At 47.8% G+C, this 17,102-nt stretch carries 16 protein-coding genes; 13 read left to right on the forward strand and 3 right to left on the reverse strand.

Features of this window, described 5'->3' with window-relative positions:
* The coding region (locus ACKTSF_RS05960) for an IS3 family transposase (protein ID WP_407887549.1) at nucleotides 1-511 on the forward strand (511 nt) is incomplete at its 5' end.
* A 186-nt stretch (nucleotides 512-697) separates the two neighbouring features.
* Nucleotides 698-1,264, forward strand: a complete 567-nt coding sequence (locus ACKTSF_RS05965; RefSeq protein ID WP_407887551.1) for a TetR/AcrR family transcriptional regulator — start codon at nucleotides 698-700, stop codon at nucleotides 1,262-1,264.
* Nucleotides 1,265-1,751: 487 nt separating this feature from the next.
* Here the strand turns inward: ACKTSF_RS05965 and ACKTSF_RS05970 are convergent, their stop codons facing one another.
* Nucleotides 1,752-2,084, reverse strand: coding sequence for a Cif family virulence factor (locus ACKTSF_RS05970; protein WP_407887553.1), 333 nt, complete (start codon nucleotides 2,082-2,084; stop codon nucleotides 1,752-1,754).
* A gap of 170 nt (nucleotides 2,085-2,254) precedes the next feature.
* On the reverse strand, nucleotides 2,255-3,085 hold the full coding sequence (locus ACKTSF_RS05975) for an NAD(P)H-hydrate dehydratase (RefSeq protein ID WP_407887555.1): 831 nt from the start codon (nucleotides 3,083-3,085) through the stop codon (nucleotides 2,255-2,257).
* Nucleotides 3,086-3,234: 149 nt separating this feature from the next.
* On the opposite strand from ACKTSF_RS05975, the gene pepV reads away from it, so the two are divergent.
* The 4 genes from pepV to ACKTSF_RS05995 all read left to right on the forward strand — a co-directional run bounded on the left by pepV (nucleotide 3,235) and on the right by ACKTSF_RS05995 (nucleotide 6,338).
* Nucleotides 3,235-4,635 carry a dipeptidase PepV gene (gene pepV / locus ACKTSF_RS05980; RefSeq protein WP_407887557.1) on the forward strand — a complete coding sequence of 467 codons (1,401 nt, stop codon included), beginning with the start codon at nucleotides 3,235-3,237 and terminating at the stop codon, nucleotides 4,633-4,635.
* A gap of 33 nt (nucleotides 4,636-4,668) precedes the next feature.
* The gene (locus tag ACKTSF_RS05985) at nucleotides 4,669-5,166 is read left to right on the forward strand and encodes a universal stress protein (RefSeq protein ID WP_407887559.1); all 498 of its coding nucleotides are present in this window, start codon (nucleotides 4,669-4,671) and stop codon (nucleotides 5,164-5,166) included.
* A 222-nt stretch (nucleotides 5,167-5,388) separates the two neighbouring features.
* Entirely contained in the window at nucleotides 5,389-5,700 is a 312-nt protein-coding gene (locus ACKTSF_RS05990; protein WP_407887561.1) for a PadR family transcriptional regulator, read from the forward strand.
* Nucleotides 5,701-5,714: 14 nt separating this feature from the next.
* The gene (locus tag ACKTSF_RS05995; protein WP_407887563.1) at nucleotides 5,715-6,338 is read left to right on the forward strand and encodes a DUF2812 domain-containing protein; all 624 of its coding nucleotides are present in this window, start codon (nucleotides 5,715-5,717) and stop codon (nucleotides 6,336-6,338) included.
* A 199-nt stretch (nucleotides 6,339-6,537) separates the two neighbouring features.
* Here the strand turns inward: ACKTSF_RS05995 and ACKTSF_RS06000 are convergent, their stop codons facing one another.
* Nucleotides 6,538-6,864, reverse strand: coding sequence for a hypothetical protein (locus ACKTSF_RS06000; RefSeq protein WP_407887565.1), 327 nt, complete (start codon nucleotides 6,862-6,864; stop codon nucleotides 6,538-6,540).
* A gap of 332 nt (nucleotides 6,865-7,196) precedes the next feature.
* Between ACKTSF_RS06000 and ACKTSF_RS06005 the strand changes: the two genes are divergently transcribed.
* From ACKTSF_RS06005 to ACKTSF_RS06035, 7 genes are all read left to right on the forward strand, one after another.
* Entirely contained in the window at nucleotides 7,197-8,651 is a 1,455-nt protein-coding gene (locus tag ACKTSF_RS06005) for a MucBP domain-containing protein (RefSeq protein ID WP_407887567.1), read from the forward strand.
* 388 nt (nucleotides 8,652-9,039) lie between these two features.
* Nucleotides 9,040-9,372 (forward strand): thioredoxin family protein, encoded by a 333-nt coding sequence (locus ACKTSF_RS06010; RefSeq protein ID WP_407887569.1) that lies wholly within the window; start codon nucleotides 9,040-9,042, stop codon nucleotides 9,370-9,372.
* 20 nt (nucleotides 9,373-9,392) lie between these two features.
* Nucleotides 9,393-10,043, forward strand: coding sequence for a YtpR family tRNA-binding protein (ytpR, locus tag ACKTSF_RS06015; RefSeq protein WP_407887571.1), 651 nt, complete (start codon nucleotides 9,393-9,395; stop codon nucleotides 10,041-10,043).
* Nucleotides 10,044-10,362: 319 nt separating this feature from the next.
* On the forward strand, nucleotides 10,363-13,398 hold the full coding sequence (locus tag ACKTSF_RS06020) for a DNA translocase FtsK (RefSeq protein ID WP_407887573.1): 3,036 nt from the start codon (nucleotides 10,363-10,365) through the stop codon (nucleotides 13,396-13,398).
* A 163-nt stretch (nucleotides 13,399-13,561) separates the two neighbouring features.
* Nucleotides 13,562-14,893: a UDP-N-acetylmuramate--L-alanine ligase gene (gene murC, locus ACKTSF_RS06025; RefSeq protein ID WP_407887575.1), complete on the forward strand. Its 1,332-nt coding sequence runs from the start codon at nucleotides 13,562-13,564 to the stop codon at nucleotides 14,891-14,893.
* Nucleotides 14,894-15,682: 789 nt separating this feature from the next.
* Nucleotides 15,683-16,345, forward strand: a complete 663-nt coding sequence (locus ACKTSF_RS06030; protein WP_407887577.1) for a Crp/Fnr family transcriptional regulator — start codon at nucleotides 15,683-15,685, stop codon at nucleotides 16,343-16,345.
* 2 nt (nucleotides 16,346-16,347) lie between these two features.
* Nucleotides 16,348-17,073, forward strand: a complete 726-nt coding sequence (locus tag ACKTSF_RS06035; protein WP_407887579.1) for a nucleoside phosphorylase — start codon at nucleotides 16,348-16,350, stop codon at nucleotides 17,071-17,073.
* Nucleotides 17,074-17,102: the final 29 nt, after the last annotated feature.

Genomic DNA, 17,102 nt, shown 5'->3' on the forward strand with positions numbered 1-17,102 from the left:
GGACCGACCTTATCAAAAACTCGTCACGGATGTCAGTGAATTTCGATACGGTGGCATGAGTCAAAGTGAACGTGTCTATTTAGAACCAGTCATTGACCTCTTCTCAGGCGAAGTATTAGCGTTCAACATCAGTGACCATCCGACAGTAGAATTCGCCTTAAAACCGCTTAGAGAAGTTTTAGAAGGACTGCCAAAGTTAAGGTATCGAACGACGGTCCATACAGATCAAGGCTTCCAGTACCAACACAAATTTTGGCGAGAAACACTCAAAGAGCATGGCGTATTTCAGAGTATGTCGCGCAAAGCAACTTGCCTAGATAACGCGGCGGTTGAATCATTCTTCCACATCATGAAAGTCGAAGTCATGGATGAACATTTTGAGAATAAGGAAGACTTGATTCAAGCCATGACTGACTGGATTAACTTCTACAACAAGCGTCGAATCAAAACAAAACTGGATGGCAAGTCCCCGGAAAAATACCGGGAACTCGCCATCCAGCAAGCAGCGTAAGTTCTGTGTCCAACTTTAAGGGTTCACTTCAGATTTACCCATTTTTGTAACCTTGTTTTTTTGATCATTGTATAATTCTCCTCCTCTTCTTCATTAAGCAACTCATGTTGTATGATTATGGTATGATACTTGCGAGGCTTCATCAATCAACAATCGTGCAGCAAGTGTCGAACGAAGAGGGACAGTATGCATAAACAACCGGCAGTTACAGAACAAACTAAACAAAATTTTATCAATGGTTTTATCGAATTGAACCGAAAGACTCCGATTGAAAAGATCACGGTTAAAGCTCTCTCAGATAGAGCGGGTTACAATCGTGCGACTTTTTATAACTATTTTACGGATGTCTACCAACTTTATGAAGATGTCGAATTAGATGTTTTTGATAAAATGCGTGCAAAGATTGAAGACAACATGCGCAATGCTGATGATCGGTATGTTTATATCGAAAATTTTACTTCACTAGCATTTCAGTATAAAGCATCCCTAGAAGTAATTTTTCGTAATCCCTATAGTCAACACTTTGTAACTCAGGTAAAAACTTATCTAATAGAGTACTGGATTGAAAAATTGGAATTACCTAAAGACGATGTAACGGTTAAGTATCAGCTTAATTTTTATTTATCAGCGATGCTTGCTACCATTAGTCACTGGTTAAGAAATCAAAATGATATGTCAATTACAGAATTAGCCGAATTGTTGCAAACAATGTCATCTCAAAGTCCTCTGTCCAGTATCCTAAACAGAGGCTAATGTTATTCAGATGTACGGTCGTTCTCGGCAAATAGAATGTTATTTAAAAATTGCCACGCAATACTCTGAGATTCGATTAAGTACAAGTCAAAAGCTATGATGGCCTGTGAATTCATTTGGCGATAGGTATCTTACGGACGGTACCGCAATATGAGAAAATTGATGGGGAGATGCTTTAGTAATCAAGAAAAGAGAAATACTTGTTTAAGTCCATGCAATTCAGTAATGTCAATGTTTGCGGCTTGTTTTGATACTTTCAATCTTGATTAATTTAATTCGTACTTAAACCAAACGGCGACAAGCTCCTAATCGAGTTTGTCGCCATTTTTTGAATCCGGTCTAAAGTGGTTAGACCTATGAGTATGTCGTAGGTCTAGGATTCCAGGCTTTACATCGCTATCTTGATAATGAAATCTAGGCATAAAGACTCATTGGTACCAGGGCTGTCTGGGCAAGAGGCAACGTAACCACAGGCGATACCTACAATTTAGTCCGGTAAGATTGCCACGCGAGCAAGCAGGTTGTTCGCAATCGTCATTTGGAAGGGGCTAGTGCCATTAAAGCCGTTACCCGTCACGTTGAGTTGCACCGTCCAAGTCGTGGTGCTGTCCTGCGTGAAGTCTTCCAATTCAAAGTGAGCTTGTTTGCCAATATTGTCAGTTTGATTCCATTTGGCAATTTCAGTCGGGCCGTTGTAAGTGGTGCCCCAGTCGTCAAGGACGGCGTCGGACGTGAACTGGGCGATAAATTGGTTGCTGTCGGCGGCGTTGGTTGCGGTGATAAAGGCAGTAATTGCGGCTGGTAAGATTAATTCATTCATAGGTGTACTCCTTTGATGTGGGCCCGGTGAAGTGATACGATTGCCCGAAATTGTCTCTAGTGTGTGTGACTGAGCGGACGCTGATAATCAAAAATCATTGTCAATCATTTGCGATAGTGGACGCTTAATTGTTGGCGATTCTCATTGAACTGGCTGGAATTTGCACGACCTCAGACCAGGGCCTCATGGGCCTTCATAAATTGCGGTAGGACATCGATGATTTGGTGAGGTAAGACCACGTACTGCTTCTCCGCCAGTTCTTCGGCGATGGCGCTGTGGCTGTAAACGGCTGCTAGCACTGCATTGGTATGATCCGTAAACTGGGCAACAAAGCCACCGACCATGCCGGCCAAAGTGTCTCCCATGCCACCGGTCGCCTGCGCCGGCGTACCAAGTGGATTTTCGTAGACGGCCGTTGGCGTGTAGATCTGTGTGCGATGGGATTTGACGATGACCGTTGCGTTGAGTTTGACCACGGCCGGCTGATTGTTGGCCACCGTCTGATCCGCAATCGGAATGCCACTGAGCCGTTGCCATTCCATCTGGTGGGGCGTAAAGATCAAGTGGGCCTTTGGCAAGGTTAGGTTGTGTTGGGCAATCAGTGTGATGGCTGAGCCGTCGATGATCACCGTTTGCGTTGGCTTGAGCGCGGCAAAGGTCGTGTTCAAGGCCATTAAGCCGGCTTCATCGGTGCCCAATCCTGGGCCAATCACCACAACATCGGCCGAAACCACTAAACTTTTCATTTGCTCATGATTGGTCATGTCGGCGAACATGGCTTCCGGTAATCGGGCGTGCAAGCTGGTCTGATTGCTAGCATCGGTAATGGTCGTAACCAACCCGGCACCGGCGTATACGGCTGCTGCGCTAGCCATCAAAATGGCTCCGCCGAAGTTACGATTGCCACCAACCAGGGTAACTCGCCCATAAGTGCCCTTATAGCTGTCGGCTGGGCGTTGCCGAATCGTTTTGGTTAAGATGGATTGCGAGAGCGTTTCCATGTGAATTCCTCCTCAAAATTGGTTTCGCTTTCAGTATAGCATTTTAGTACTGGAAAACGGCTTACAATTCGACGCGGTTATGCTAAAATTAGGACTAAGTATATTTTTGGACGTCGTTGTGGTCCGAAAAAATTAAAGGAGGTCCAATCATGGCAATTGATTGGCAACAGTTATCTGAACAGTATCGCGAGGATTACGTCGCTGACCTGACGACTTTAGTCGGCATCGACAGTGCACGAGATGATTCTAAGGCTACCGCAGACTACCCACTCGGACCTGGTCCAGCGAAAGCTCTGATCGCATTTTTAGGATTAGCTGAACGTGACGGCTTTACCGTCAAGAACCTCGATAATTTAGTTGGTTACGTTGAATTCGGTGAAGGTGACGAGACGTTGGCCATTCTGGGTCACGCCGACACCATGCCCGGTGGTAAGGGCTGGCACACTGATCCCTTTACGCTGACCAAAAAGGATGGCAACTTATACGGTCGTGGGACCTCTGATGACAAGGGCCCGGCTTTGGCTGCATACTACGGTTTAAAAATGATGAAGGATCAAGGTATCATGCCAACCAAGAAGATTCGGTTCATCATCGGGACCGATGAAGAGAGTGACTGGACGGGGATGCACCACTACCTCGACCTGGAACCCGCACCAACGTTAGGCTTCTCACCGGATGCTGAATTTCCACTGATCAACGGTGAAAAAGGGAACGTCACGTTCGAAAGTCACTTCGCTGGGGCTAACGGCGGTAGCGTAACCTTGCGCGATTTCCAAGCTGGTCTGCGAGAGAACATGGTGCCACGGGATGCAGAGGCCACGGTTGAAACGGCCGATGCCGACCAAATGGCAGCCGATTTCAAAGCGTTCTTGGCTGACGCACCGGTTACCGGGACGACAAAACAGGATGCCAATGGCTTACATGTCGAAGTTATCGGAAAGGCCGCTCATGGGATGGAACCCAAGAACGGAATCAATGCCGGGACTTATCTGGCTAGCTTCCTGACAACCTACGATTTCGGTGGTGATGCCGATGACTTCTTGAGCCTATTAGCTCACGACCTACACGACGATTCCCGGGCTCACAAATTGGGCTTGGCTTTCACCGATGAAGTGATGGGCGACCTGACCATGAACGTCGGTATCATGACGTTTACGGCTGACAAGGGTGGTCTCATCAATACCAACTTCCGTTACCCAACTGGCATTGGTGCTGCGGAAATCTTAGTTGCACTTCAAAAGGCAACGGCCATGATGAATGCTGAAATCAAGCAAGGACGCGAAATGGTTCCCCATTACGTCGATCCAAGTGACCCAATCGTCACCACGTTGATGGACGTTTACCGGCAACAGACCGGCGACACTGACGCACAGCCAGAAGTCGTCGGTGGGGGGACTTATGGTCGACTGATGAAGCGTGGTGTGGCCTTTGGGGCATTATTCCCCGGCACACAAGACACGATGCATCAAGCCGATGAGTTCCAACCAGAAGATGATTTAATCAAGGCGATGTCCATTTACGGGCAGGCGACCTATGAGTTGACGAAATAGGGTGTGAGGAGCACCCACAAGGGAGTGGTAAAGATGTCCGAACGCTACGAGCGAATTCTAGTTGGGGTGGACGGTTCCCGGCAAGCCAAACGCGCGGTTGAAAAAGCCATCGCGGTTGCTGTCAGAAACGAAGCTGATTTAATTATCGTTACAATCATGACGGGTGGCGATTACGTTGGAATCGGCAACAATACCAAAGTCGGTTTCGGTTTTGTGGATCAAGAAGTCATGGATGAGGCCCGCCAGCGTTCGGAACAGACCGTCGACGCGTACCGCAAGCAAGCTGAGGAGGCCGGCGTCAAACACGTTGAAACGTCCGTATTTTACGGGCACCCCAACATTGACCTGGCCAAGACCTTGCCGCAGGAATACAATGCCGATTTGATCATGATCGGGGCCATTGGCTCCAATGTGGTTGAACGGATGCTGATGGGCTCCACTGCCAGTGCTGTCGTGACGAACGCTGTTACTGACGTGCTGATTGTCCGCACCGATATGCAGAATCATTCTACCAAGTTCAAGCACGTTTAGGCTGTCTGCCGACCAACGATTTGGTCGGCGACGGTGAATTAGCATTAAGGAAAGGCTGCCCGTTTGGGTGGCCTTTTTTGAGTCTTATCTCAAACTGTCGAGACTGCGGTTGCGAGATAATCGCTGGCAAGTGGGACTTGCAAAATCACAAGTATACAGTTAGACTGTGTATAGTAAAACTGTATAAAGCAAAACTGTATGAAGAGGAGGCCAAATGAGACTATGGCACGAGATAAAAATTTGCCACTAACAGAGACTACTTACTATGTTCTGTTAGTGCTGACCCGGCCGCTTCACGGTTATGCGGCCATTCAGGAGATTGCGCGTATTAGCCAGAATACAGTCAAGGTGGCCGCGGGCACGATGTATGGGGCTACCGAAAATCTATTGAAACTGAAATGGATCAAGGAGGTTCCTAGCACCGATAAGCGACGACGCGTCTATCAGATTACCATGGCGGGGCAGAAAATTTTAACATTGGAGACGGCACGATTGCGTCAATTGGGGACACTGGCTGCAGAGTTTGGCTATTAGGGGAGAGGCAAATGATGAAAAAGTTCAAGTTGTTTTTGGATCTCAACACTGAAGAAGATTGGATCAATGGCGTTCAAGCAGGGGGCTATCGGTTTACGGGGGTGAACCCGTTTCTTCACCGCTATAGCTTTCAAAAATTGGCATCGGCAGAAGACTTTAACCCATATACACGATTGGATTTTCGAGATCGTGGTCTGAGTCGACAGCACTATCAGGATTACCAACAACTTTTTAACGATAGCGGGTGGCGTTTGGTCACGGGAAGTCGGCACGGTGGCATTCAATACTTTCAGCAGATGAGTCCAGCATCGGCTCACGATATTTTCTCGGATGAGCGTTCTAAGCAGAGGAGTCGCAACCGGGATAGTAAGCGTGGCTACATCAACGGCGTCTTCTTCTTGTCGTATTTTTATTTTTTTATGCATTCCGGTAGCATCAACCTTTTAGATCCTAGGAGCTGGTATTTGACTGAAGGGCTGTGGCATATGCAGGGGGAATGGTTCTGGAAAGCATTTGCGTTTGAAACGCCGTTTGTTCTATTGCGAATGATTCCAGCCTTCTTATTTTTGATCCTGGGCATCTATTATTTTAGCCGAGTGATTCATAATGGCTACGGCTTGCGGCGTAAGGGAGACTAACAAAAAAGAGTGGGGCAGAAGGTGTTTAGATCCTGAGCATTAACGTCATAAGGAGAAAAATCCCGGGTTTGGATTATTCTCCTTATGGGGTTAAGCGCAGGGATTTGCCTTCTGTCCCACGTTTCAGCAATATGGCTTTGGAGAGCCAAAAAAGAGTCTGGGGTTTGCCCCAGGCTCTAAGATCAAATCGAATTTAGACTTAAAGACGGTGAATGTCGAGGATACTTCCAGTGTTGGCATCGGCGACGAATTGGTATTGAACCAACTTGTCATCTTCGTAACGGGTAATACCACCATAGTAGACGCGTGACTTGACCGCGAATTTCTGGAAAGGTACCGCATGCTTTTCAATCCAGGCACCTTCAATTGGAGATTCTTGGCGGAACTGGTGCTTGACCTGCTCCAAAATGTTGTCGGGGTTCAAGCGCGAGCCACCACCAAAGAAGCGCGTGATGAAAATGCCCATTAAGCCTCCGACTACCCCGGTAAGGCTGAGTTGATACAATTGTCCGTTTCTAGCAGTCATCCTACCGCCTCCTTAGCAGTTTATTTATGGGACGTGTAAACGTTCTATCTGCCCCTAGTATAGCAATGTTTTCGGGGAAGTTCCCGTAAAAAGGTAGAAAAATTGCGAAAATAATGTTATCGCCAGTATACGCAGACTTTCGCGAGGTGTAAAGCTTGAATTTTTTGAAAAGGAAGCATTTACTTGGGAGACTGTTTTCGAACGATTGCTTAATAACATCTAGTCAATCTTTAGATTGATCTTGTTAATAATTAAGCATAATCTATAAGCATAGGGTTGTTACAGCTTCGATGGTGTGGATAGCCGATCACGAACGAGGGGAATTGATTGAGATGATTAAGCAAGCACATGTACCAAGGAAAACGAGGACAGCGATTGGCACTAAGAAACGTTGTCAATGTCTCGTCCTATTAGGAATCTCCTTGTCCGCAATGGCGTTAGTTCAAGCAAAACCAGACAATGTGTATGCGGCCATATCAGGTGAGCAGGCAGAACCGGTTGTTAGTCGCGTTAGTCAGGATAGTAAAGCTTCACCATTAGAACCGGTGGAAAAGTCTGGCTCTTCTAATTTGGCTAACGAGCATGCACTGAAGGATGAGCAACAATCGTCAGAACAAACACCGCCGGCAGGTTCAAATGAATCCAATCAAAAGTTTGCAGCCGGTAGTATGGAGGTAAACCAGGCCTCACAGAAAGATAGGTCTACATCTAAAACTGATCTTATTAAACCGAATGAAGTGAGGAGTCGTGTCACTTCCAATGAGATAACGGCTCGCGACTCGATAGCTGACAAGGGCGACGCGGATTCAACGCAATTGAATGATGGGACATCTAATCTGAATAAATCTACATATCGGACAACTCAGGCTACAAGTGTGACACAACCAGCAACAATGGCTGCGGCACCAAAGAAAGCAGCGATGGGCAAGGTTTACGTTCAGTACGTGACCGACATCGGGGGTAAACTGCTCAAAAAGGTTATGACTGGTCACGTCGGAGACAAATTCACGGCTGAAAGTTTAGACTTTACGAGTGGCGACGATAAGGACTACATGTTAAAGGGTGCCTCACAAATCAGTGGTATTTACAGTGCTCAGGCGCAAACCGTGACTTTTGTCTATCGGGTTCCTCACGTTCGCTATTCTTCAAAAAATGGTATGGGAATTAACACGGTGACTTATGGGGATGGCAGCTTAAAAGATGTTCAGATTTATGATGGGGATTTCGAAATCGACTTTGCTAAGAATGCCCAAGGGGAACCAGTAGCATCTGTTCGGTCGCTGAACACGGTACCTGCGGGGAAAAGCAGGCTTCTCTCCAGTAAGGGTATTCGTGATCATGGGGAGTACTTTGGTCTGTTTAATGCAGAGCGCTACAGCTATATTCTTGAAAGGTCGGATGGCGGGAATACCGTGAAAATCTTGAAAATAAATATCGAGACTGGTCAGGTGTCGGTTCAAAATAAGTCGCTAAAAGCTTCACAACTTGGAGCGGCGACAATTGCCCAAGAGTTTGGGATTGACCAACGCGCAGACTTCATCAACTTTTGGCATAAGTTAATGGCTAGCAGTCGACAAAACAACGCGTTATATAGTCAGAAGACGGGAAATGCAGTCGCTTCAAAGACACGAGCAGCTAAGAAATTCGAAACTGACGGCAATTCAGTAACGTCCCAGAGCTTGCCGCAGACCGGTGAGAAGAAGACAAATGATGCGGTGTTAGGCTATGTCGGGTTACTATTTTCGAGCATTATTGGTCTAGTTATCAAACGAGAGAAACGACTGTAGGCGCTGTTAGTATTAGTAAGTGAAGCCCAGTTCTTTTGATTTAGAGTTTGTGGGAATAGTGAAAGTCACAAAGTAATTTTCAGAATGAAGTTGATTATCAAGTTTAAAGATTTGAGACTATCATGCGCTTTCTTTGGGAGAGTATATGTATTAAGAAAAAAATAGTTAAAGCGAGGTATCGTTGCGCGAAAGACGGATTTGGCATCCTTTTAAACTGTAATGATGCGTTTTTCGGTCAGTGAATATAGAAAGTTTCTAGAATCGTAAGGTTGATCGAATTTAATGACGAAAAGTAAGCAGATTAAGCTAAAATTTTGTAATCTCCCGGCCACATTGCTATAATGATGTTTGTGTATTTTTTAAAACTTAAATAAAGGAGTGCTTACTCATGGAACAATTACCCAAAATGTCAGCCGCTGATCTGAAAGACGTCGTTAAAGACGGCAAGACCATGTTATTCTTCTCCGCGACTTGGTGCCCGGATTGCGCTTTTATTAAGCCAGCAATGCCCGACATTGAAGCTGAATATCCCGATTTTAAGTTTATCGCGGTCGATCGCGACGAAAACATCGATTTGGCTGTCGAATTGAACGTATTTGGCATTCCAAGCTTTATCGCCTTCTCAAATGGTGATGAAATTGGTCGATTAGTCAACAAGGACCGCAAGACCAAGGCTGAAGTTGAAGAATTTATTAATTCATTAGCAACTAATGCCGATTAAACCGTTGGAAAGGATCCCACATGTTAATTGCTAGTTATAATCCCCAAGAATTAGGGGACACTTTGATTGTCATTGTTGCGCAAGATACACCTGAACAGGCCCACACCGTCCGAGACAACATCGCGCGGATTTACGATGCTGCAACTGAAAAGACCTTAGGCTACAATTTCTTGGCAATCTCCAAGATTTTGCCTAATATCACTGGCAATGGTCAAATGAAGTTGAGTGTTGAAGATGTTGCCGCTTTGAACGTTGCATTGGAAGATGCCGGCTTCAATGGTGAGTTGGTTGCCCAAACGGCATCAAAATTCATTGTCGGTTACGTTAAGACGGCAACGCCACACCCAGATTCCGACCACTTGTTGGTTACGGAAACAGTCGTGGACAATGACCAATCCGTTCAAATCGTCAGTGGTTCCCCGAACATGCAAGCCGACATTAAAGTCGTTGTTGCGAAGGTTGGGGCCATGATGCCCAACGGCCTGATCATTTGGCCAGGAGCCTTACGAGGTGTCGAAAGTGACGGGATGATCTGTTCCGGTCGTGAGTTGCGTTTAGCTAATGCGCCGCAACGGCCAGGGGCCTTGATTCTTCCTGATGACTATGAGGTTGGGGAACCGTTCGATTTTGAACGGGGTCAAACAATCTTCATGGCCCAAGAAAATGCTTAAGAAACATTACGAAAGCGGGTTTGCCCTTGTCGGCAACCTGCTTTTTTGTGTACAATAGAGAAGATTGCCTTTAGCCAATTTGCAAAGGGCGGTCAGAAAAAATATGATGCGCAATTAAAGAAGTTCACCGCTTCACGTTATCTTGTGAGGTGGTCCGAATGAGATATAGTGACAAATACTATCAAATAAATTATAAAACTAGCTTTTTGCTAGACAAAAATCAGGGAATGAGTTTTTCAACTGCCAACTTAGGCGGCGTCTCCTCCCAAAGTCTTGAAATTCGGCAGGTGCGGTGTGCACCCGTCAAGGAGGAAGAAACATGGAGCACTATGATGGACCAGCTTTTTACCGAAAATTTGCGGTTAAGCCAAGTCCCGAACAATTAGAAGATACCACAAATGAACGCGCCCAGCGCTCCGTTAAGCAACGACAGGAACGTAATGACCGGTTGCGTCTACGTGAAGAACGGACAGTTAGGCGCGAACAAACGGTTAAACAGGATGGACCAGCTAAGCCGCGGAACGCGTCCGTTGCCAACTCGACGCCTGTGTCACAGACGGCAGCGCCTAAATCCAGTGATGATGAGAATTATCGGCCATTTCAGATGACGCCGATTCCCAAGCAATTACACTGGGCGCACCCAACTTCTGAGTCGCGGCGACGTTACCGGCGGTTAGTTACGGAACTGCATAAGGACGATAGCAGTTTCCTATTGTTTGGCTTGGCTGTGGATTCGGCTGACGTAGATCGTGCGTCCGCCCCTGACCTGACGGCTAGTGAAGTGTCGGTTTCTGATACGACTGCGGTGGCTGATACTAAATCTGACAATACTGACGTTTCAACCGACGCCCGGGACGATGCAATGTCTGTTTCGAGCACACTAGCCGAAACGACTGAAAGCAATGATGAACAAGCAAATAGCGATAGTGAACCTGTCGAGGACGAATCAGACAACTTGGCTTCTGATAGTGAAGCTGTGATGGAGACATCGTCTGACCATGCGATAACTTCTGATACCGAGGCTGATGATCATTCGGTTGCTGATGCTGAGATAACGTCAGATGACGTGAGCGCCAACAATGTAGCCGATTCTGAAGCCGACGCAACGGTCACCTGCGAAACAGCGCCAACCGAAATCTTCTACCCAACGGTGCCAACTGCCAATGCTGAAGCAACCACGTCTACCAGCCAGGCAGCCAGTGCTACCGTCAATGGGGTAGGGGACTATCTGCCGGTGGGTACAATCAAGAACGCGTCCAGCTCAGCAGTTTCTGCTACAACTTCCGACGCATCACCGGCCAATTCATTGTCTAGTGAAATGGCTACAGCCGAAGCGCCCACAAACGCAACGGTCACAAACGAATCTGCTACAACTGAAGCACCTACCGATAATTCCGAAACAAGCCAACCAGAAAGTACCGCCAGCCATGCCGCAATCGTGCGGTCTACGGCTCATTTAGTCGTGAGCTCGGCGGCAGGCGTGCCGGCGAGTGTGGCAGCTAACAGCAATCATCCGGCGGTGATTCCTGACGCTACGGTAGCCACGACACCAGACAGTGCCACGACACCAGACAGTGCCACGACAAAACCAGTCGTGCAGACGCCGACTAACGTTGCACCTACGGGGGTGGATACGTCCGCTGATTCAACATCAGCAGCTTCGACCGCGACGACTATCAAGGATACCGCCAACCGTCCCACCGAGGTCAATCAACTCCTTGACCGAGCAACGGATGACGAGGCCACGCCAACTAGTGTCGCAGCATCACGACCAGTCCAACCGAAGGTCAAAGCAACGCGCGGACTCGGCCATTCACTCGGCGATATCATGCAAGAAGAGGGCAACGACCAGCGCAATCTGGCCTTATTTGATCGGCCAGAGACATCCGTTACACCGTCAAATACCGAGGAAATTGAGCAAGCCGAACGCGGGTATCACTTCCCCGATGTGGATCTCTTACCCAAGCCGGTCGTGCCTGACGAGGAAGCCCTCGATGAATGGATTGAACACCAAGCTGAAGTTCTCGACGAGACCTTGAGCGCCTTTCATGTCGACGCCCACGTCACCGACTGGACGGTTGGACCAACCGTCACTCAGTTCCAGATTAGTCTGGCACTGGGGGTCAAGGTCAATAAGATTACGAATTTAAACGATGATTTGAAGCTGGCGTTGGCTGCTAAGGATATTCGAATCGAAGCGCCAATTCCTGGGAAGAGTACGGTCGGTATCGAAATTCCGAACCTAAAGTCACGACCCGTGATGCTCTCCGAAATTCTGAATTCACCGGCCTTCAAAAAGAGCGAATCGCCGTTAACGGTGGCCCTCGGGGTCGATTTGTTTGGTCAACCACAGGTTACCGATCTGCGGAAGATGCCGCATGGCCTGATTGCCGGGGCCACCGGATCCGGGAAGAGTGTGTTTATCAACTCCCTGCTGCTCTCGATTCTCTATAAGGCCACGCCAGCACAGGTCAAGCTCCTGTTGATCGATCCGAAGGCCGTGGAAATGGCACCGTACGATGCTTTGCCACACTTGCTGTCACCGGTCATCTCCGATCCGAAGGCCGCTGCGGCAGCCCTCAAATGGGTCGTCATTGAGATGGACCAGCGTTACGAGAAGTTGGCCGCCGCGGGGGTTCGCAACATCGAACAGTTTAACGATCGCGCCGATGCCAACGACGAACCATCCTTGAAGATGCCATACATCGTGATTATTATCGACGAATTGGCTGATTTGATGATGATGGCCGCCAGCGAGGTTCAAGACTACATCGTCCGAATCACGCAGAAGGCGCGGGCCGCCGGGATTCATCTCCTGGTCGCTACGCAACGACCGAGTGTTGATATTGTGACTGGGACCATCAAGAACAACATCCCGACGCGAATTGCCTTCATGGTCTCCAGTCAGATCGACTCGCGGACGATTCTGGATACCGCTGGCGCTGAGAATCTGTTAGGTCGCGGGGACATGCTGTATCTGGGTAACGGGGCCAGCCAACCGATGCGATTGCAGGGGGCCTTCGTCGAGTCCGAGGTCGATGCAATCACTGATTTTGTTCGGACACAGGGTAAGCCACACTATGCTTTTGAACCGAAGGGCTTACTCCAGCGCGAAACGGCTGAAGAAAATCAAGATGACTTGTTGCCTAAGGTACTCGAATACATTGCTCAGGAGAAGACTGTGTCGACGTCAAAATTGCAACGGGTCTTCTCGATTGGCTACAATCGCGCTGCCAATCTGATTGATGACTTGGAGCAGCGCCACTATGTCTCACCACAGCACGGGTCGAAACCGCGCGAGGTTTACCTCACGCCGGATGATTTGGGGAAAGATTTACCTGAACCTCACGATTAAGGTGTCGTGTTTTCATTGTAAGGTGAATAGTCCTCACTGCCCTTTAATCGGTCTCCGCCTTTTAAGGGGTGGGGGGATATGCTAAAATGGAAAGAGAGTCACTTGCACGGGTTTATCAAGGCCAGTGGCCTTTACCGCACAGAGTAGAAAAGAGGATCATTTAATGGATAACGCAACGGTTTATCATTTTGTCGGAATTAAAGGATCAGGGATGAGTGCCCTTGCCCTGATCTTACATGATAAGGGATTCAAGGTTCAGGGGTCAGATATCACCCAGTACACGTTTACACAGCGTGGTTTGGAACAGGCTGGTATCGATGTCATGGGCTTTGACGAAGCCAACATTCACGAAGGGTTAACGGTGATTGCCGGGAACTCCTTCACGGATGACCATCCAGAAATCAAGAAGGCCCGCGCTATGGGCTTACCCGTTTACCGTTACCATGAATTCTTGGGTCACTTGATCGAAGGCTATACCAGTATCGGCGTCGCTGGTGCCCACGGTAAGACCAGCACGACTGGCCTGCTGTCACACGTTCTCAGTGGTGTGGCCCCAACCTCATACCTGATTGGTGATGGGACTGGTAAGGGGACGCCTAACGCCCGCTTCTTCGTTTATGAAGCCGACGAATACCGGCGTCACTTCCTAGCTACAAACCCAGATTACGCAATCATGACCAACATCGACTTCGATCACCCGGACTATTACACGGGAATCGATGACGTTTACAGTGCTTTTGAGACTTGGGCGAACCAAGTGAAGAAGGGGATCTTTGCCTGGGGCGATGATCCTGAACTACGGAAATTAAAGACGGACGTGCCGGTCTACTACTACGGGACTAGCGATCGTGACGACTTCCAAGCCAAGAATATCAAGCGGTCGACGACTGGGTCAACCTTTGACGTTTACCATGAAGGCAAGAATCTCGGCAATTTTGAAATTCACTTGTACGGGGAACACAACGTGCTGAACAGTTTGGCCGTTATCGCCGTTTCCTACTTTGAAAAGGTTGACATGGACGAAATCAAGCGCGAATTGGCTGATTTCAAAGGTGTCAAGCGCCGGTTTACGGAACGTAAGCTTGCTGACATGACCATTATTGATGACTATGCGCACCATCCATCCGAAATCAAAGCCACGTTAGACGCTGCTCGACAAAAGTACCCGGACAAGGAGATCATTGCGGTCTTCCAGCCCCACACCTTTAGCCGGACGATTGCTCTGATGGACGACTTCGCCAAGAGTTTAAACCTTGCTGATAAGGTCTTCTTGACCAATATCTTCAGTTCTGCGCGTGAAACACAAGGCGCCGTCTCCAGTAAGGACTTAGCTGCTAAGATCGTTAAGGGTGGCGAAATTCTGACGGTGGACAACATGTCACCATTATTGGATTTCCACGATGCTGTCGTGGTCTTCATGGGTGCCGGTGACGTGCAAAAGTACGAACGGTCCTACGAAGAATTACTGAGCCATTTATCCTTAAAGAACAACTAAATCAAATTATTTCACGTTGAGGTATCCGCCTGTTTTGGGCGGGTGCCTTTTTTGGCCTTTTGCGACAGCCATTATGTGGTGGGGGCGGCTGCCCGGATTCTGCCTGCTGAGCGACTAATTTTGTCCTAATTGTGCTAATGTCTATGATTAGCTTTCAAATTGTTTCCGTTCATGGTAGTATTAGAAACGTAGATGCGTACCCATGGTCGGGTACTTTCGAAAATCCTGGCAATTCGCGTTGTTGGGTAATGGCTCTCGGATTGTAAAATCCGGGAGCTTTTTTTTACAAAAATTTTGGATGGCAATCTAGGCATTATGCCTGAAATGAATGTGTGAATGGCATGGATTGTGTTCGCTATTCTGTCTCGTTCACATTTGGCCCTATACTAGTACTAATGTAATTTTCGAGGATTTTGTCTCATGTTTTGGTAAAATAAATTGGAAAATCGTTTTAAGCTAAAAGTAGTTGTGGTGATTCAGCAGGTGATTTTGTCGTAGAGGGATGCGCCTTCAAATGGGTGGTCGTCATTGACACCGCGGGATGCGATTCATATTATTGTGGTGTTAGCGAGCAACCCACAGATTTAAGCAACGGCTAGGCGGCTGACTGCTAGAATGGCAACTCTTGAATATGGGTTCAGAATTGGGTTGGTTTGTCGAGGACATCCGTCCCGGAAAAGCCACAAAAATACATAATTTTCACGTGAAAGCGGATACATTCGGAGAATCACGTCATTGGGGTTTCCGAATATTTTTGCTAATCTTATCTTGTAAGGAGCTGCTTGAGTAATGATGAATGACTTGTTTACGTTGGTGAATCAGGAGCCGGCGCTGCAGCAGTTGTTGCGGACTTGCCCGTTACATATTATCAACGCGTTTCAAATCGAGTATTACGCGGTGGATGACTTTCAGTTTGATCAGGGAACTCAATATGACAATACGTATATTCTAGCCGCTGGCAAGGTCAAAATTTATCTGATGTCGGCCGGTGGGAAGGCCGTAGCGTTGGATATTTACGAAAAAGGCGCATTTATTGGTGAGCAGGAAGCCCTGCTGGATAAGCCGTACAGCGCGTCTGTCGTGAATCTAACGCCGGTAACGGTTCTCAAGATTCCCAATGATTTGTTCAAGACTTGGTTGAAGGAAGATCAGCACTTTTCGCAGAAATTGATTGTCAATTTGTCTTCGCAGATCTATACCTTAACTAACCGGACGGAACGCTATAGCCTACATTCGGCGCTAGATCAAGCCATCTCGTATCTCATCTGGGCGACGCGGCGTAATCAGGTTGTGACTCGAACAAACCTGCTCAATGAGATCGATACATCCAGTCGAAATCTCAATCGCATTATCAAACAGCTACGGGACTTGGACGTCATCAGGGTCGATAAGTCCCAAATCATCGTCACGGATTTACCACAGTTGATCACAATTCTAAGAAATGAGGGATAGATATGACAGAACCAGAACCACATACGCAATTATTGCCAACCATCAATACGGATAGTGCCATTATTATGGGGGATCCCGCTCGAGTGGAGCGGACCAAGAAATTCTTGAACGATGTCGAGGACTGGGCCTTTAACCGTGAGTACAAGTCGATTCTCGGGACGTATCAGGGAAAACGCATTCTGGTCATGTCCACTGGGATCGGTGCCCCATCGACGGGAATCGCCATCGAGGAACTCAACAATGTTGGTGTGAAGAAGGTCATCCGTGTGGGGTCCGCTGGCGCCATGCAGTCCGGTATCGATTTGGGCAAGCTGATCATTGGCGAGGGGGTCGTCCGTGATGATGGTCTGACCGGTAAATATGTGCCAAACATTTATCCCGCCGTGCCGTCATTTCGGCTGATGGCCCTGGCACACTACTACGCCCCCGAAGCCTGCTACGGGATCATTCGGTCTCATGACGGCTTCTACATGGATGATAATGCACAAAACGAGGCGTTCTGGTCATCTAAGGGCATATTAGGGGCAGATATGGAATCCGGTGCTATGATGGTAATCGGGCGGCAACGAGGATTGGAGACGTTGTCAGTTCTAAATAACGTGGTTCTGTATGAGGGTGATTTGGCCGCGGGTGTCAGTGACTTAACGAACGGGGATGACCTGATGGCCCAAGGCGAGACGGATTCAATCAAGCTGGCGTTAAATATCTTAAGTGACGATTCATTATAAGCAAGACGTGTCAACCACATAGAACAAGT

The sequence above is a fragment of the Levilactobacillus muriae genome, assembly GCF_045862015.1.
Lineage (GTDB): Bacteria > Bacillota > Bacilli > Lactobacillales > Lactobacillaceae > Levilactobacillus > Levilactobacillus muriae.

What these genes read in the sequence shown, in the direction of transcription:
- ACKTSF_RS05995 (WP_407887563.1), top strand. Translation starts at nt 5,715, where the DNA reads ATGAAAAAGTTCAAGTTGTTTTTGGATCTCAACACTGAAGAAGATTGG.
- ACKTSF_RS06030 (WP_407887577.1), top strand. Translation starts at nt 15,683, where the DNA reads ATGATGAATGACTTGTTTACGTTGGTGAATCAGGAGCCGGCGCTGCAG.
- ACKTSF_RS05985 (WP_407887559.1), top strand. Translation starts at nt 4,669, where the DNA reads ATGTCCGAACGCTACGAGCGAATTCTAGTTGGGGTGGACGGTTCCCGG.
- ACKTSF_RS05970 (WP_407887553.1), bottom strand. Translation starts at nt 2,084, where the DNA reads ATGAATGAATTAATCTTACCAGCCGCAATTACTGCCTTTATCACCGCA.
- ACKTSF_RS05965 (WP_407887551.1), top strand. Translation starts at nt 698, where the DNA reads ATGCATAAACAACCGGCAGTTACAGAACAAACTAAACAAAATTTTATC.
- ACKTSF_RS06035 (WP_407887579.1), top strand. Translation starts at nt 16,348, where the DNA reads ATGACAGAACCAGAACCACATACGCAATTATTGCCAACCATCAATACG.
- ACKTSF_RS05975 (WP_407887555.1), bottom strand. Translation starts at nt 3,085, where the DNA reads ATGGAAACGCTCTCGCAATCCATCTTAACCAAAACGATTCGGCAACGC.
- murC (WP_407887575.1), top strand. Translation starts at nt 13,562, where the DNA reads ATGGATAACGCAACGGTTTATCATTTTGTCGGAATTAAAGGATCAGGG.
- ACKTSF_RS06005 (WP_407887567.1), top strand. Translation starts at nt 7,197, where the DNA reads ATGATTAAGCAAGCACATGTACCAAGGAAAACGAGGACAGCGATTGGC.
- ACKTSF_RS06000 (WP_407887565.1), bottom strand. Translation starts at nt 6,864, where the DNA reads ATGACTGCTAGAAACGGACAATTGTATCAACTCAGCCTTACCGGGGTA.
- pepV (WP_407887557.1), top strand. Translation starts at nt 3,235, where the DNA reads ATGGCAATTGATTGGCAACAGTTATCTGAACAGTATCGCGAGGATTAC.
- ACKTSF_RS05990 (WP_407887561.1), top strand. Translation starts at nt 5,389, where the DNA reads ATGGCACGAGATAAAAATTTGCCACTAACAGAGACTACTTACTATGTT.
- ACKTSF_RS06010 (WP_407887569.1), top strand. Translation starts at nt 9,040, where the DNA reads ATGGAACAATTACCCAAAATGTCAGCCGCTGATCTGAAAGACGTCGTT.
- ACKTSF_RS06020 (WP_407887573.1), top strand. Translation starts at nt 10,363, where the DNA reads ATGGAGCACTATGATGGACCAGCTTTTTACCGAAAATTTGCGGTTAAG.
- ytpR (WP_407887571.1), top strand. Translation starts at nt 9,393, where the DNA reads ATGTTAATTGCTAGTTATAATCCCCAAGAATTAGGGGACACTTTGATT.